Here is a 14,753-nt window from a genome sequence, read left to right as displayed (position 1 = left end):
GATCCCGGGAGTCTGGCGGGAGAGGGTTGTGCGGGACTTGGGTGAAACTTGAGGCCCGAGGAGTCAGGCGTGCTACTCGCGCAGCCGATCGAGCATCGACTCTGCGGGCCTGCCCAGCACGTGAGCCAGGTCCGGGCTCTGGAACTCCAGCGCCCCCGCCCGTACCTGCGCATTGAGCCAGCTCATCGGCCCCGGCCCGGCATCGGGCACCTCCCGGTAGGGCACCCCCAGCACCTCGGCTGCCTCCCGGTAGGTCCACAACGGCCCGGTGAAGTCGTACGCCCGCCCCAGATGCCCGTCCCCGGTCAGCACCCGAACGGCGGCATCCGCCAGGTCGGACCTGAAAGCGGTGTTCAGCCCGCGCCCGCCGGTGCTGCCGGCGAGCTCGCCGCCGGAGACCTGCGGCACGAAGGCGTCGCCGTAGTAGGGGTGGCGCAGCAGCGTGTACGGCAGGCTGCTGTCGAGGATGGCCCGTTCGGTGGCGTGATGGGCCTCGGTGGCGCCGGTGGCGACGGTGCCCGCTCCCAGCAGGCTCGTGTAGGCGATGGCGCCGACCCCGGCGTCGGCCGCCGCCGCGACCGCGTCCAGGTGCTGCTTGATCCTGCGCGCCGGGTCGAGTTCCGGCGACGAGATGAGCAGGAGCCGTGTGGCCCCCTCGAACGCCTCGTGCAGGCTGTCCGGCTCGTCGTAGTCGCCCCGCCGTACCCGGACGCCCTGCGGGGCCCGTACGGGATCGCGCACGACGGCCACCACATCGGGCCGAGCGGACAACCGGTCGATGACCAGACGACCGAGCACCCCGGACGCCCCGGTGACCACGATCATGGAACTCCCTCCGACGAAGATCGGCCAAGTCAACCGCCCACGACCCGCCGCCTGCCACCCATTTCTCACCCACCCCGGCCACCGGCCTACGCCCCACCCCCGTCACCGGCCTACGAGCCCACCACCCCGGCCCTCGGCCTGCCAGCCCACCCACCCTGGTCACTGGCGCCGGCGGGCCCGCCCACCCTCGGTCGCCCGGTGCGGGCCCGACCGGCCACCCCCTGCTACCAGCCCGCGGACGGCCCTCTGGGATACTCCCGCGCATGACAACAGACGGGGGGCGGCCGGGGTTCGCGACGCACGGGATCGGGTCGGACCACCCGATGACGTGGACGCTGCGCCGCGCGGAGCCGACAGACGTCGAGGCGATCGCGGACCTGCGCGCGTCGGTCATGCGCCCGGACCTGCAGCGGCTGGGCCGCTTCGACGAGCACCGGGTCCGTCAGCGGTTCCGGGACGCCTTCTCCCCGGACTACACGTCGGTCATCGAGACGGACGGCGACTTCGCGGGTTGCGTGACATTCCGCCCGGGCGAGGACACGTGGTGGTTCGAGCACTTCTACCTCGCCCAGGAACTCCAGGGCCGCGGCCTCGGCTCGGCCGTGCTGCGCGAACTGCTGGAGCGATCCGACGCCGAAGGCCTGACCGTCCGGCTGAACGTCCTGCAGGGAAGCGCCGCACAACGGCTGTACGAACGCCACGGGTTCACTGTGGAGACCGAGGACCCGGTCGACGTCTTCATGGTGCGGGAACCGGCAGGAAGCTGAAGGGCCAGACCGGGACACGGTCACACGTCCATCTCCACGCTGGAGGAGTCAGCCATTCCCTTCACGTCGGACACCCACTTCCGACGCGTCAGGGTGATCCACCCCGGCGGCTCACGACCGGGATCCCACACCTCCACGACCACGCCGTTGAGCCTGCGGTGGAGCCCCTCCGGCGAACACCCCTGGTGCAGTTGCCGACAGGCGAGTGCGCAGGTGGAGGGGCATCCAGAGCCCGATGGGACGGGCACTTGCGCGGCTGGGCTCAGGCAATTTTCCGAACGTGCGACGCCTCGGCGGAGAGCGGCGCGCCGTCTCGGCTGAGCGGGTGGAGTTCGGGAAGCTCCCGCCCTTGGTCGTCGACGAGAACGGAGTGCGACTCGTCCGGGGCGAAGGCGTGGCGCTCGCCCCATTGGCGGAGGGCGACGACGGCCGTGAAGAGGTCCAGCCCGGCTTCGGTGAGCCGGTACGTGTGCCGTCTGCCGTCGGCCGCGGCGCTCTTGTCAAGGATGCCGTGCTCGACGAGTTTGCGGAGCCGGTCGGTGAGGATGTTGCGGGCGATCCCCAGCCGTTGAAGGAACTCGGTGAAGGTCGTCGCCCCGTCCATCGCGTCGCGGATGATCAGCAGGCTCCACCGGTCGCCTATCAGGTCGACGGTCCGTGCGACCGGGCAGGCCGGGTCGGTCCAAGCGCTTCCTGCGGCGAGTGCGACGTCCACCGGCCCCCTCCAAGATGAGTTGCAATATGAAACCAGTATGCCCTAGCTTCAGATAGGTTGCATTTTGCAACTTACTGGAGGGTGATATGTCGTCAGGATTGACCGGGAGGCAGCGGGCCGTGCTCGCGCTGGTGTGCGCGGTGGCGGTGTCGACCATCTACGGCATCCAGCCGGTCATCGAGGCCGCGGGCGAGGACCTCGGGTTGGGGGAAGGAGCGTTGGGGTGGCTGGTCGCCGCCGGCCAGATCGGCTATCTCGCGGGGCTGGTGCTGCTGGTACCGCTCGGTGACCTGTTCGACCGCCGCCGACTCATCACGGTGCACATGCTGCTCACAGCGGTAGGTGCGGGGGTGGCCGCCGCCGCACCCAGCGGTGTCGTCGCGATCGCGGGCCTGGCCCTGGCCGGACTGTTCGCCGTGGTCGTCCAGATCACGGTGGCCTACGTCGCCGCCGTCTCACCGGCCGGCGAGCGCGGCCGCAACATCGGAGCGGTCACCTCGGGCGTGGTCATCGGGATCCTCGGAGTGCGGGTGGTCGCGGGCACGCTGGGCGAGTTGGCCGACTGGCGCATGGTCTACCTCGTGATCGCCGGACTCTGCGGGATGCTCGCGTTCGCCGCCCGATTCACCCTCGAGGCCGACATCCGCCGCCCCCGAGCCCGGTACGGGCAGCTGCTGTCATCGCTGGGTCGTCTGGTCGTCGGCGACCGGCTCTTCCTCAGCCGGGGACTGGTCGCGTTCTTCCTGTTCGCCTCCTTCGGCACGCTGTGGAGCGGGCTGGCGCTCCCGCTCGGCGCCGCGCCCTGGCGCTTGGGCACTACCGAGATCGGACTGTTCGGACTCGCCGGTCTCATCGGGGCGCTGGGCGCGGCCCGGGCAGGCCGATGGGCCGACCGGGGCCTGGCGCCCTCGGTCACCGGCTGGTCGCTGGCCCTGCTCACGGCCTCGTGGCTGCTGATCGCCCAAGCGGGGTCGTCGCTGTGGCCGTTGATCGTCGGCGTCATCGTCCTGGACTTCGCCGTGCAAGCCGTTCACGTCAGCAGCCAGCACCTGCTCACCAACGCCCGCCCCGACCAGAGCAGCAGCGTCATCGGCGCCTACATGGCCTTCTACTCCCTCGGCTCCGCGCTCGGTGCGATCACCACCACCTGGGCCTACAGCGCCGCCGGATGGCCGGCCGCCAGCCTGCTCGGCGCGGCCTACGCCGCACTCGGACTCCTCGTCGCCACCTCGACCCGACGCTTCACCGCTCTACCGCAGGCGCAGCGACCACGTGCGTCCGTATCGGACACGTCCCGCTGACACTCGATGGCGCGTTCGCTTCTCGGGTCCTCCTGCGCCCGCCGACGTCACCCGGGAGAAGTGTCACATGACAGTTGTCACAGGGGTTCGTGTTAGTTGTTTCTACCGGCGAAGGGGCCCGGCGGGCGAGGCTTGACCTGCAACAAGGGGCAGCGAGCAGTCCAGATGCCCGCTGCCACTCCCATCGGATCTCGGCTGCGAGCCGAGGCGGAAGGAGAGTGGGCCCGATGGCCGAAAGCCTCTACATTCTCGGTGACGAGGACCGCAAGAAGTTCGCCAGGCTGATCGCCGCCGCGTGGTCGGAGGACGATGTGAAGACCCGTTACGGCCGCGAGCCTCGCCTGTTGCTGGCCGAGTACGGCATCGCGTACCCGGAGGGTGTGGCCACGCCGCCGCTGCCCCCGAAGCCCGCCGGTCAGTTCAGCATCGAGGAGCTCGAGGTCGCGGCCGGCACCGAGGCCCCGGCCGACGGTTGCTTCGGCTCCGCCAGCTCGGTCAGCTGCTTCACCGGCTGCGTCGCCACCGCCTCCACCTTCGGCTGCGCGGGCGTGGCGGAGACCTGACAGTGCCGCGGGGGGCGCGGTCCGGCCCGCGGCGCGCTCCCACGCCCTTGCCGTGGCACCCGGCGGCCCGCCGCCGCCGGGTGCCACCACCGCCCCATCCCCGGCCGGGCGGGCAGATGTCTCCCCGGTCAGGGCGGGCTCGCGGGCGACGGTCAAGCCTCCGGTCAGCGGCGTCGGCATCAACGGCGCCGGACTGTTCGGTGCGGAAGCCACGAAAAATCCGATATGCGAGAAAAGTAACCAGTGATGCGTTGCCTCCGCCGAGATCGGTTGTCATGATCCGCTTGTGACCCAGACAGGGGTTCCCGGTTCGAGGGTGGCGGCTCGCGCGCCACTGGAGGTGCGGCTCGGCCGCGCGGCGATCGTGGCGTTCGCCGTTTACCTGATCTTTCCCACGTTCGGTTACTACATCGAGAATCCACATCCCTGGCGCATCCCAGGCATCCTCCTGGCGATCGCGGTCCTCGCCCTCTACATCGCGGCCGGCTGCACCGGCCCGCGCGGGCCGTGGCACCGGTGGGCGGTGGGGGTCATGGCGCTCCTGGTCTACCTGCCGCTTCCGTTCCTGGGCGAGTGGTGGGCCGCGTCGGGCGTCTTCCTCGCCGCGATGGCGCTGGGGCTCCTGCCCAGGCCGTACCCGCTGCCGGCGTTCCTGCTGGTGGCCGTCGCCGAGACGGCCAAGTCGATGGTGCTCGGCGACGATCTCGTGGGCGGGCTGTCCTGGACCCTGTCCCTCTCCGTGGCGGCCATCCCCCTGGCGGGTCTGACGCATTTCGCGGAAACGGCGCGGGTCCTCTACGCGACCCGGGCCGAGCTGGCCATGGTCGAGGTGGCGGCGCAGCGCGCGCGGGCGATGGGCGAGCTGGAGGGCATCCTCGGCAGCCGGATCGACGCCATCGCCGAGCAGGGCCGCAGGGCCGTCGCCGGCGTGGAGGGCGACGCGGAGAACGTCAAGAAAGAGCTGGGCCGCATGCTCGACATGGCCCGCGAGGCCCAGAGAGAGATGCGCGGTTTCGCGCATCGGGAGCAGCGGCTCCCATCGGGAAATCCTGATTACCAGAAATGATGAACATCACGATATGTCGGTGTTAGTTGTTTCTGGCGGCTTTTGCCGCTGATGACGAATCTGGACCTCGTAGGCGGCCGCCCCCGACCCACCCGGAACCCCGGGGCCTCATCAACGAGGTGACCTCATGCCAGAAGACCCCACCCTGTCCCCAGAACTGCGCAGGCAGATCGCCAGATTCGTCGCACGCGCCTGGTCCGACGAGTCGCTCAGGCGGGAGTTCGAACGAGACCCGCGCGCCGCCCTCGCCGAAGCGGGCGTCGACTGGCCGCGTGAGCTGGCCCCGCCCGACCTGCCTGACCAACCCGGCCAGGCCATCGACCTGGAGAGCCTCGAATCGTCCGCGGGCGGCGCCCTCGGCACGATCGGCACGGTGAGCTGCCCGACCGGATGCTTCTCCGGCGGACAGAGCGCCTGACGACTTCGCAAGGCGTGGTGGTGGGCAGTCCAGATGCCCACCACCTCGCCAGACCAGCATCTCACACACCCGCGGCGGGAGGACTTGTGATGACTGTGGACACGATCGGCTGGGACACGACTCAGCGCAGGGCGTTCGGCGAGCTGACCGCGAGGTCGTGGCTCGACGCCGACTTCAGACTCCGGTACGAGCGCGATCCCCTCTCGGTCCTGGCCGAGTACAACCTCCGGCCGGCCGACGGGGCAGGCGCCCCGACGCTGCCGCCGGAGCCCGGCGCCGAGCTCGTCATCGAGATCCTCGACGGGTCCGCGGAGATGCCGCCACCCCCTCCGTGCCTGCTCAGCCTCTGCTTCTGCCTGTACACACCGACCCCGGGAGAGTGACACGCGATGACCATGACCGCGACGGAGGCGCCAGGAGGCGAGCGGATCGACGAGCTCGTCTCCACGGTGCGGGCCAAGGCATGGCTCGCCGCGGCCGCGCTCATCCTGGTCGCGGGCTGCGCGGCGAGCTGGGCCTGGCTGGGGCAGGTCCGTGACGTGGTCGCCGGCACCGGCGTGCTGGTGGCGGGCGCCGGTCCCGTGCCGGTGGCCGCCCCCGTGCCCGGCAGCGTGGCCGAGGTCCTGGTCCGGGTGGGCCAGGAGGTGACCCCGGCGACGCCGTTGGCCGTGCTGGCCGACGAGCGGGGACGCAGGCACGTCGTGACGGGCACCGCGAAGGGACGGGTGCTGCGTACGGCGGCCCCCGGCGCGGTCCTGGCCGCGGGTGGCACCGTCGCGGCGGTCGACCCGGCCGCCGGCCCCCTGCGGGCGCTGCTCATGGTCGGCCGGGACAGGATCGGCGCGCTCGCCCCGGGCCAGACCGTCACGTTCGGCGGCACGGGCGCGCGGGGCCGGGTGAGCGCGGTCGAACCGTACCCCGCCTCGGGCGAGCTGCTGCGCCCGCTGTTCGGCGAGGCCCTGCGGGCGGACGGGCGGCACCTGGTGACCGTCGACCTCGACCGGCCGGCCTGGCCGGGCGCCACGCTCACCCCGGTGTCGGGGGAGATCACCGTCGCCGTCGTCCGCCCCGTGGACGCCCTGTTCGCCGGAGGACGTCGTGGCTGAGCACGCGACCAGGCCGCGGCCGGTCCGCACCGAGCGCCGGCCGCAGATGGAGGACGCCGACTGCGGGCCCGCCTGCCTGAGCACGATCTTCGCCCACCACGGACTGCGCGTCCCCGTACGCGAGATCAGAGAACGGTGCGGAGTGGGCAGGGACGGCCTCACGGGCGCCGGGCTCAAGGCGGCGGCCGAGGAGTACGGCTTCACCATCGGCGGCTGGCGGGTGGAGGCCGACGCGCTGGAGAGCTTCCCCGTCCCCTCGATGATCTTCGTCGATCAGCGGCACTACGTGGTGCTGGAGGGCATGCGCAAGCGGTGGGCCTACCTCAACGACCCCGCCGTGGGCAGGATCCGGCTGAGCAGGGAGGAGTTCCGGCGGCGATTCAGCGGGATCGTGCTGGTACCGCGTCCGGGCGAGGGCTTCACACCGGGAGGGCCGCGGTTCCCCATGGCCCGCTCGGTGCTGGCGAAGGTGCGGCCGTACCTGTCCACGCTGCTCGCCATCGCCGTCATGGCCTTCATGCTGGCCCTGCCCGCGGCGGTCACCGCGCTGCTGACCCGGCTCCTGCTGGGCAAGGTGCTGGTCGCCGGCGGCGCGGCCTGGTCCGCGCCCGTGCTCCTCGGGCTGCTCGGCTGCGTCGGCTTCACCCTGGCCGGCATGTGGGCGCAGCAGCGGCTGCTCGGCGCCGTGCAGCTGGCGATGGCGGCCGACCTGTCCGGCCGGTACGTGTGGCGGCTGCTCAGGCTGCCGGGCGACCACTTCCACCGGCGGCAGACCGGTGGCCTGGTGACCAGGACGTCCTTCGGCGCGGGGCTGGCCCTGCTGCTGTCGGACCGGGTCGCCGCCGTCATCGCGGCCCTGCTCACCATGGTGGTGCACTCGTCGATCCTGTTCGCCTTCCACCCGGCCTTCGCCGCCGTCGCCGTGCTGCTCGCGGCGGTCAATCTGGTGGCGATGCGCGCGGTCAGCCGCCGCACCGCCCCGCACCAGCAGCGGCTCATCTTCGACGAGCACCGCAGGGACAGCATGGCGTTCAACGGCGTCTCGATGGCCGAGTCGCTGAAGGCCGACGGCGCCGAGGGATGGTTCTTCGCCAAGTGGGCGGGGCTGTCGGCGCGGACCATGTCGGCCGTCCAGGAACTGATGCGGGTCACGCAGGCGCTGATGGTGGTGCCCGCCGCGCTCGGCTCGCTCGCCGGGGCCACCATGGTGATCACCGGGGCGGTGCTGATGGCCCGCGGTGAGGTCACGATGGAGACCGTCATCGCGGCCCAGCTCCTCGTCGGCGCCTTCCTCGTACCCATGTCCTCGCTGGTCGGGGTCGGCGCCGAGGCACAGGTCGCGGTCGCGCAGACCGGCATGCTCGACGACACGCTGCATGCCGAGCCCGACCCCCGCCACGCCGAGCCCCCCGGCGCCCCCGAGGGGGCGGGGGGCCTGCGCGGCACGGTGGAGTTCGACGGGGTCACCTTCGGCTACGACCGCCAGCACGGGCCGGTGATCGAGGGGCTGTCGTGGCGCGCGGAGCCCGGCCAGCGCATCGCCATCGTCGGCCGCACCGGCAGCGGCAAGTCCACGGTCGCCCGCCTGCTCACCGGAGCGGCCGTGCCGTGGTCCGGGCAGATCAGATTCGACGGGGTGCCGAGGGACGAGATGCCCAGGGAGACGCTGTCCACCTCGATCGGCTACGTGGAGCAGAACCTGCAGGTGTTCGAGGGCACGGTGGCCGACAACCTCACGCTGTGGGACCCGACGGTTCCCGGGTACCGGCTGCGCCGTGCGCTCGGCGACGCCTGCATCGCCGAGGTGGTCCACCGCAGGGGCGGGCTGTCGGGCGGCTGGGTCGAGGAGCGGGGCCGCAACCTGTCGGGCGGCGAGCGGCAGCGCCTGGAGATCGCCAGGGCGCTCGCGCTGTCCCCCTCGGTGCTGGTGCTGGACGAGGCCACCAGCGCGCTGGACGCGGAGACCGAGGCCCTGGTGGACGCCAACCTCAAAGCCAGGGGCTGCACGTGCGTGGTCATCGCGCACCGGCTCAGCACCGTACGCGACAGCGATCTGATCCTCGTGCTGGACCGCGGCAAGGTCGTCCAGCGGGGAACCCACGCCGAGCTCATCGCCGAGTCCGGCCCCTACCGCACACTCGTCGAGGAAGCGGCATGAACGGCTACCCCGTCAGCGAGATCGAGCTGATCGACCCCTATGCCTGCTGGCACGTGGTCAGCGGCTCCGTCGACGTCCTGCTGGCGCCCGTGGACGGCCAGGGCCCCCGCCGCCGCGTCGTCCGCGTGGAGAGCGGGCAACTCATGCACGGCTTCGCCGCCACCGACCTGCCGCGGGGCTACACCGTTCTGGCCTCCCCGGCCGACGGGACGTCGGTGCGCCGCGTCCGCAGGGACGCGGGCGCGCTGTCGGCGTGGGCGCGCCGCCTCCACCGGCCCATCGCGCAACACGGCGCGGGCGGCGGCCGGACGGCGGCGCTCGACCCGCCGAGCGAGCGCGAGCTGCGCGCACTGCACCGCGGGGCGCTGGAGCAGGTGCTGCTGCTGGCCGAGGCGGAGGAGGCCGACCGGGACAACTGGCGCGTGGCCAGGGTGGCGGCCACGAGCGAGACGCTCCGGCGGTCGTTCGCCGATGTCGGGGTCGCCGCCGGCGCGCCGCCCTCCCCTGACCGGCCCCGGACGACCGCCGAACACGCCGCGAAAGTGGTCAAGACGCTCGGCGACCACTGCGGGTTCGCCGTGCGGGAGAGCGCCCCGGACACCGGCCCCGACGCCGGCCCCGACGCCGGCCCTGACGCCGGCTCTGCGTCTGGCGACCCGCTCGGCGCGGCGCTGGACGCCGCCAGGGTCAGGCACCGGCGGGTACGCCTTTCCGGACGATGGTGGCGCACGGCCACCGTCCCCATGATCGGCTTCACCCGGGAGGGCGGGCGGCCGGTGGCGCTCCTGCCGCACCGGGGCGGCTACCGCGCCGCGGACCCGGCGGCGGACCCGTGCCGGGTGACCGAGTCCGTGGCCGCCGGCCTCGCCCCGGACGCCTGGCAGATCTACCCGCCGCTCGGCGAGGGCGTCGCCACCCCCGTCGCGCTGCTCAGGTTCGGCCTGCGCGGCGCGGGCAGGGAGCTGGCCTGGCTCCTCGCGGCCGGCGGCGGCGCCGGGCTGCTCGCGCTCGGCGTCCCCCTGTTCACCTTCAGCCTGCTGACCTCCGCGTCCAACCCCGCCGACCGGCCCGCGACGATCTGGACCGCGGTGATCATCGCCGCCATGGTGTGCGCGAGCGCCCTGCTCCTCGCCGTGCGCAACTCGGTGCTCGTACGCGTCCACGGACGTCTCCAGGAACGGCTCGAACCCGCCGTCTGGAGCCACCTCATCTCCCTCGACCTACCGTTCTTCAACCGGTACAGCACCGGCGAGCTGGTCCAGCGCGCCAACGCCATCTCCGACATGCGCAAGGCGCTCGGCGAGGCCGCGGTCAGCTCTCTCCTCGGCGGCATGTTCTCCCTGTTCGGCCTGCTGGCGCTGCTCGCCGTGGACTGGCGGCTGGCCCTGGTCGCGCTGGGCGGGGTGGTCGCGCTGCTCGCCGTGCTCGCCGGGCGCGCGGTCCGCCAGCAGCGGCACGAGCTGGTCATGCACGAGCAGTACGGGAAGGTCTACTCCCTGCTGTACGCGTGCCTCGGCGCGATCGACAAGATCCACGTCGCGGGCCGGGAGGCCCAGGTGTTCGGGCTGTGGTCCCGGCTGTTCGCGACTCAGCAGCGCGCGGCCGAGGCGATCCAGCGCGAGCGGGCGGTGTCGACGGCGATCGGCGCCTCGGCGCAGCCGGCGCTGCTGCTGCTCCTCGCCGCCACCGGCCTGGCCTGGGGCGTCCCGACGGCGTCCTTCGTGATCGCCGCCGTGGCGCTCGGCCAGTTCGTGCTCGCGCTCGGCCAGATGAACAGGGCGGTGGAAGCGGCCTTCGCCCTCCTGCCCCGGTTCGAGCGGCTGCGCCCGGTGCTGGAGCGGGCGCCCGAGACGTCGCCGGGCGCGAAGGACCCGGGCGAGCTGAGCGGGCTGGTCCGGCTCAGCGGCGTCTCCTTCGCCTACCCCGGCACCGCGATGCGGATCCTCGACGACGTGTCGATGGTGTTCAAGCCGGGCGAGTTCGTCGCGGTCGCGGGCCCGTCCGGCGCGGGCAAGTCCACGCTGGTACGGCTGCTGCTGGGCTTCGAACCGCCCCGCACCGGCCAGGTGCTCTACGACGGCGGCGACCTGCGCGACCTCGATCTGCGGCGCGTGCGCGCCCAGGTGGGCGTGGTGATGCAGCAGGCCAGAGTGCTCAGGGGCTCGATCCTGGAGAACATCATCGGCGACGTGCCCGGCGCGACGGAGGAGGACGCCTGGTGGGCGGCCCGCCTGGCCGACCTGGACGGCGACATCGCCGCGATGCCCATGGGCCTGCACACCGTCGTCGGAGAGGACAACGCGTCCTTCTCGGGCGGTCAGCTCCAGCGGCTGCTCATCGCCAGAGCGCTGGTGAAACGCCCGCGCATCCTCATCCTCGACGAGGCGACGAGCGCCCTGGACAACCACACCCAGGCGCTGGTCAGCCGGAGGGTCGCCGAGTTGGACATCACCCGGATCGTGATCGCGCACCGGCTGAGCACCATCAAGTCGGCGGATCGGATCTACGTACTCGACCAGGGGAGGGTCGTCGCCGACGGCCCCTTCGAGGAGCTGATGGACGACAGCCGGCTCTTCGCCCGCATGGTCCGCCGACAGGAGGTCTGAGATGACGGTCTCGGTTCACGCCGGATACGCCGAAGCGCAGGGCGAGGGCCTGCTCGCGGTTCCGGGTGGGGACGAACGGCTGATAGCCGTGCTCGCCGCGGCGGCGCCCTTCCCCGAGCGCGTGTCGGGAGAGTTCTTCGTCCCCGTGGCGGGGCGCAGCCCGCGCCAGGCGTCCGAACGCACCAAACGCTGGCTGAAGGCCGCCGTCGGCGACGACGAGGACGCCAAGCGGGCGCTGCTGCATCACCGCAGGCGCTCCGGCCGCGACCTCGGCGCCGGGCTCGTCGACGTCCGGCTCGCCGACCCGGGCAGGCTGCCCGACTGGGGTTACGCCCTGGTGGACTTCCTGCTCGCCCAGCCGCCCACGGCCGCGGCCGACCCCGCGTCCGGGCGGCCCGGCTCCCCGTTCGTGGCGTTCAGGCGCGCCGTCAACCGGCTGGTGGACATGAAGGACGGGACGGTACGCGGCGTACCCGTCACCCCCGAGGCGTGCGAGGACATCGCGGGACAGCTGATCGAGCGCCTGACGCAGGTCTGCTTCTCCGGCTTCGCGTTCGAGGCGCAGCTCGCCGGCACCGCCAACGACGTGTCCGCCTGGCTGCAGAGCCCCGGCCTGGACGTCAGCCAGTCCGGCTGGCTCGACCGGCTGGAGACGCTCCCGGGGCTGGCCTACGTCATGGGCATGGCCTGCCTGCAGTGGCGGCGCGTCGTTCACGAGCTCTTCGACCGGTTGAACGCCGACCTGCCGGAGCTGCGCAGGACGTTGTGGGGCTGGACCGCCCCCGGACCGGTCACGGGATACTCCGGCGACTCGGGCGACCCGCACAACCACGGCCGGGTGGTCACGTTGCTCACCTTCGCCTCGGGCGAGCGGGTCGTCTACAAGCCGAAGGACCTGCGCTCGGTGGTCGGGCTGATGGACGTGTGCACCCTGCTGAACAACCACGGGCTGCCGCTCACCCTGCACACCCGCGCGGTCGTCCTGCGCGACGGCTACGGCTGGGAGGAGTACGTCACCGCCGAGCCCGCCACCGACGAGGACAGCGTACGGCGCTACTACACGCGCCTGGGCATGCTGGCCAGGCTCGCCCAGTTCCTGGAGTGCCGCGACCTGTGGGCCGACAACCTGGTCGCCAAGGGGGACACGCCGGTCTTCATCGACCTGGAGAACGTCCTCCAGGGCCGCATCAGCAAGCCCGCCCTCATCGGAGACCGCATCCAGTCCCTGTGGGGGCAGGTCGAGGAGACGGTGGTCAAGACCGCCGTCATCAGTTTTCCCCGGGTGATCGCGGGCGGCGTCCAGTCGCACGACATCGGCTGCATGGCCGGACTGCAGGAGCAGGTCGCACAGAACCCCCAGTTGTACCCGCTCGGCTGGGAGGCGCCGCCGTACCGGCCCACGTGGGGCGCGGGCGAGCTGGCCGACCCGAGCCGCTACGCCGACGAGGTGGCCGAGGGCTACCGGCAGATGCAGGACTGCCTGACGCGCAACCGGGAGCTGCTGGCCGACGCCCGCGGCCCGCTCGCGCTGTTGGAGGACGCGCCGGTCCGCTACATCTGGCGCAGCACCTGGGACTGCGTCGAACTGCTCGGCATGAGCCTGAGCCCGGGGGCGCTGATCGACGGGATGGCCAGGGAGATCACCTTCGCCCACCTGTTCCGCAGCGCCCGCGAGACGCTGCGGCGGGACCCGGGGCGCGAGGACATCCTGGAGATCGTCGAGCAGGAGATCGACGCGTTCCGCCGGATGGACATCCCCCTGTTCGTCTCCAGGCCCGGCTCGGACTCGGTGTTCACCCCCGACGGCGTCGAGATCCCCGGGCACTTCTCGGGCACGGCGTGGCAGCGGGTTCAGGACCGCCTCGCCGACCTGGCGGGGTTCCCGGTGGACGAGCAGCTCGCCGTGCTGGAGACCTGCCTGGACTTCACGGGCGCGGGGCAACTGCCCACCGCGTTCCCCGGCCCCGGCCCCGGGCCCCGGCCCCGCACGGTGCGCGAGATCGGCCAGTACGTCTACGACCTGTCGGGCCGGCGGGCGGAGCCCGAGGCCGAGGTGCTGCTCGCCCGCGCCGGCGAGCTCGCCGACCAGGTGCTCGCCAGCGCCGTCCCGCTCGGCACGCCCGCGGGCGGCCCCGTCGGCGAGCGGTCCGGCTGGATCGGCGTGGTCACCTATCCCGCGCACGGCCTGGACCAGGTCGAACCCCTTCAGGGTGACCTGCTCACCGGTACCGCCGGCCTCGCCGTCTTCCTCGCCGAGCTGTACGCCAACACGGGCGCCCCCGGCCACTGGACGGCCGCGCAGGACGCGCTGGACGCCTCGGCCGAGTTCGCGACGCTGTCCACGCAGTCGGGCGTCTACCGCAGGATGTGCGGGACACTCGCGCCCGTCGGGGCGTTCGTGGGCCTCGGCTCGACCATCTACGCGCTGAGCCGCTGCGGCGCCACCCTGGCCGACACCAGGCTCGTGGAGCGGGCGGTCGCGCTGGTGCCGCTCGCCGAGGCCCAGCTGTCCCTGCCGACCAGCGCCGAACCCGTGCTGGGCCGGGCCGGGCTGCTGCTCGCCCTGCACAAGCTGCGCGAGGCCGCCCCGACGGCGGTCCCCGCGGCCGAGGCGCTCGCCGCGCGGCTGCATGAGGAGCTGCTGGCCGAGCTGGCCGGCGGCGGCGCGGCCCGGTCGCCGTACCCGCCGGGCGTGCCCGCGCTCGACGGTGTGCCCACCGGGGTGGACGGGCTGGTGTGGGCGCTGGCCGCCAGCGCGAGCGCGCTGGGGGAGGCCGGCCCCGGGAAGGCCGGCCCCGGGAAGATCGGCGCTGCCGCCGCGCCGCTGCTGGCGCACCGGTTCGCCCTCGACACGCCCGGCTCGCTGCTCGCCGCCGTCGCCACCGCCCACCTCCTCACCGGCGAGGTGCCCGGCGACCTGCGGGAGCGCGTGGCCAGGTACTGCGCGCCCGAGGCCGGACGTTCCTGCGCGCGGCTCGTCGTGGACGCCGAGGTGGCGCTGCACACGGCCCGCCTGACCGGCGACGGGGCGCTGGAGCGGTCCGCCCGCGAACTGGCCGCCGAACTGCTGCGCCGCCGCGACCACACGGGCCGCTGGTTCGCCGACCGGCGGCGCGCCGACCGCCTGTCCCTGTCCGCCACCGACGGGCTCGCCGCGGCGGGGCTCACCCTCCTCCGGCTCGCCGACGACCAGGTCGCCTCGCTGCGCCTCGTGCACTGACCCGAGTG

12 protein-coding genes are annotated in these 14,753 nt (G+C 72.8%); 10 read left to right on the top strand and 2 right to left on the bottom strand.

From position 1 onward, the window contains the following. Positions 1 to 72: 72 nt before the first annotated feature. Positions 73 to 825, bottom strand: a complete 753-nt coding sequence (locus tag ACWDRB_RS52150; protein WP_449907759.1) for an NAD(P)H-binding protein — start codon at positions 823 to 825, stop codon at positions 73 to 75. Between the two features lie 263 nt (positions 826 to 1,088). Here ACWDRB_RS52150 and ACWDRB_RS52145 point away from each other — a divergent pair, with 263 nt between their 5' ends. Beyond that, positions 1,089 to 1,592: an N-acetyltransferase family protein gene (locus tag ACWDRB_RS52145; protein WP_449907757.1), complete on the top strand. Its 504-nt coding sequence runs from the start codon at positions 1,089 to 1,091 to the stop codon at positions 1,590 to 1,592. 262 nt (positions 1,593 to 1,854) lie between these two features. Here ACWDRB_RS52145 and ACWDRB_RS52140 read toward each other — a convergent pair whose 3' ends face one another. Continuing rightward, on the bottom strand, positions 1,855 to 2,307 hold the full coding sequence (locus ACWDRB_RS52140; protein ID WP_364259290.1) for a winged helix-turn-helix transcriptional regulator: 453 nt from the start codon (positions 2,305 to 2,307) through the stop codon (positions 1,855 to 1,857). Positions 2,308 to 2,393: 86 nt separating this feature from the next. On the opposite strand from ACWDRB_RS52140, the gene ACWDRB_RS52135 reads away from it, so the two are divergent. From ACWDRB_RS52135 to lanM, 9 genes are all read left to right on the top strand, one after another. Beyond that, positions 2,394 to 3,608, top strand: coding sequence for an MFS transporter (locus ACWDRB_RS52135; protein WP_449907754.1), 1,215 nt, complete (start codon positions 2,394 to 2,396; stop codon positions 3,606 to 3,608). Between the two features lie 227 nt (positions 3,609 to 3,835). Next, positions 3,836 to 4,171, top strand: coding sequence for a thiocillin family RiPP (locus tag ACWDRB_RS52130; protein ID WP_397369660.1), 336 nt, complete (start codon positions 3,836 to 3,838; stop codon positions 4,169 to 4,171). Between the two features lie 286 nt (positions 4,172 to 4,457). Beyond that, entirely contained in the window at positions 4,458 to 5,237 is a 780-nt protein-coding gene (locus ACWDRB_RS52125; RefSeq protein WP_449907752.1) for a hypothetical protein, read from the top strand. Between the two features lie 127 nt (positions 5,238 to 5,364). Beyond that, on the top strand, positions 5,365 to 5,655 hold the full coding sequence (locus tag ACWDRB_RS52120; protein WP_350736923.1) for a hypothetical protein: 291 nt from the start codon (positions 5,365 to 5,367) through the stop codon (positions 5,653 to 5,655). Between the two features lie 89 nt (positions 5,656 to 5,744). Continuing rightward, positions 5,745 to 6,038 (top strand): hypothetical protein, encoded by a 294-nt coding sequence (locus ACWDRB_RS52115; protein ID WP_350736926.1) that lies wholly within the window; start codon positions 5,745 to 5,747, stop codon positions 6,036 to 6,038. A 6-nt stretch (positions 6,039 to 6,044) separates the two neighbouring features. After that, complete coding sequence (locus ACWDRB_RS52110; protein WP_449907750.1) at positions 6,045 to 6,761, top strand: hypothetical protein; 717 nt, start codon at positions 6,045 to 6,047, stop codon at positions 6,759 to 6,761. Continuing rightward, complete coding sequence (locus ACWDRB_RS52105) at positions 6,754 to 8,919, top strand: cysteine peptidase family C39 domain-containing protein (protein ID WP_449907748.1); 2,166 nt, start codon at positions 6,754 to 6,756, stop codon at positions 8,917 to 8,919. Before ACWDRB_RS52110 ends, ACWDRB_RS52105 begins: the two co-directional genes overlap by 8 nt. Further along, the gene (locus ACWDRB_RS52100; protein WP_449907747.1) at positions 8,916 to 11,525 is read left to right on the top strand and encodes an ATP-binding cassette domain-containing protein; all 2,610 of its coding nucleotides are present in this window, start codon (positions 8,916 to 8,918) and stop codon (positions 11,523 to 11,525) included. The genes ACWDRB_RS52105 and ACWDRB_RS52100 overlap by 4 nt, the downstream gene beginning before the upstream one ends. Position 11,526: 1 nt before the next feature. Then, positions 11,527 to 14,745, top strand: a complete 3,219-nt coding sequence (lanM, locus tag ACWDRB_RS52095) for a type 2 lanthipeptide synthetase LanM (RefSeq protein ID WP_449907745.1) — start codon at positions 11,527 to 11,529, stop codon at positions 14,743 to 14,745. Positions 14,746 to 14,753 lie beyond the last annotated feature (8 nt).

This window comes from Nonomuraea sp. NPDC003707 (genome assembly GCF_053587055.1).
The sequence above is the reverse complement of the archived record's forward strand: the minus strand, read 5'-3'. Positions and strand labels throughout refer to the sequence as shown.